Here is a 1,334-nt window from a genome sequence, read left to right as displayed (position 1 = left end):
AAGGGGCGTGCGGCGGAGCGGGCCGAGCGGACCGGGCCGGAGGAGGCCGGGCCGGAGAAGAACGGGCCCGAGAAGGCCGGGCCCGAGAAGGACGGCGGCTTCACGGTGGTGCCGTTCGAGGAGCAGCTGGCCGCGCTGCGCGGGTGACGGGTGCCCGTCGGCCGGGCGGCACCCCGGCCGACGGTGAAAGGCAGGTAAAAGCAGGTAAAAAGGGTGATCGTGGGGCCGCTCGCCTCGGCCGGGGCCCCGTGGCCTTGGCAGACTGGACGGGTGCCTCAGACCGTGCTGCTCGCCGAAGACGACCGCGCCATCCGCCACGCCCTCGAGCGGGCCCTGACGCTGGAGGGCTACGAGGTGACGGCGGTCGCCGACGGCGTCGAGGCGCTCGCGCAGGCCCACCGGAACCCGCCGGACGTCCTCCTCCTCGACGTGATGATGCCGGGCATCGACGGACTCCAGGTCTGCCGCGTGCTGCGCGCCGAGGGCGACCGCACGCCGATCCTCATGCTCACCGCCCTGGTGGAGACCGCCGACCGGATCGCCGGACTGGACGCCGGCGCCGACGACTACGTCGTCAAGCCGTTCGACGTCGAGGAGGTCTTCGCCCGGCTGCGCGCCCTGCTGCGCCGCACCAGCCCGGTCGGCGTCGGCGCGTCCGGCACGGCGGGCGGTGCCTCCGGTGACGTGGCGGCGAAGGAGCCGCAGGCCCCCGAACGGCAGATCGAGGCGGCCGGGATCCGCATGGACCTGCAGGCCCGCCGGGTGTGGCGGGGCACGCGGGAGCTGGAGCTGACCCGCACCGAGTTCGAGCTGCTGGAACTGCTGGTCCGCAACGCCGGGATCGTGCTGGACCACGCCACCATCTACGACCGCATCTGGGGATACGACTTCGGCCCCGGCTCCAAGAACCTCGCCGTGTACGTCGGCTACCTGCGCCGCAAGCTCGACGAGCCGGACGCGCCGCAGCTGATCCACACGGTCCGCGGCGTGGGTTACGTGCTCCGGGAGGACTGAGTGGGCCGCCTCGCGCGGCTGCTGGAGCGACCGCGGCCCCGGCTGTCGTCGCTGCGGACCACGTTCGCGGTGACGTTCGCCCTGGTGACCGCCGCCGTCACGATCCTCGTCGGCATCCTGTCGTACAACTCCGCGGCCCGTCTGGTGCGGGTGGACCAGCAGTCGGTGTTCACGCAGGTCGTCCAGGACGTGCGGAACGAGGTACGGCGCTACGACCTGGCACCCGCGGACTTCGCCTCCTCCCGGCCCGGCCACGAGCTGCTCCGGCCCAGCCGCACCAATGTGCAGGTGCTCGGCGCGGGCGGGGAGATCGTCGACCG

At 73.2% G+C, this 1,334-nt stretch carries 1 protein-coding gene and 1 pseudogene; both read left to right on the top strand.

Annotated features, from left to right (window positions below; genetic code table 11):
• The first annotated feature begins 270 nt into the window (after nucleotides 1–270).
• Complete coding sequence (locus C1I97_RS36895) at nucleotides 271–1,014, top strand: response regulator transcription factor (protein WP_111007237.1); 744 nt, start codon at nucleotides 271–273, stop codon at nucleotides 1,012–1,014.
• Nucleotides 1,015–1,334: pseudogene (locus C1I97_RS36890) on the top strand (two-component sensor histidine kinase); the annotation flags it as partial. It abuts the gene before it with no gap.

It is taken from the genome of Streptomyces sp. NTH33 (assembly GCF_003236365.1).
Taxonomy (GTDB): domain Bacteria; phylum Actinomycetota; class Actinomycetes; order Streptomycetales; family Streptomycetaceae; genus Streptomyces.
Note: the sequence above shows the minus strand (reverse complement) of the source record. Positions and strands in the feature narration are given on the sequence as shown.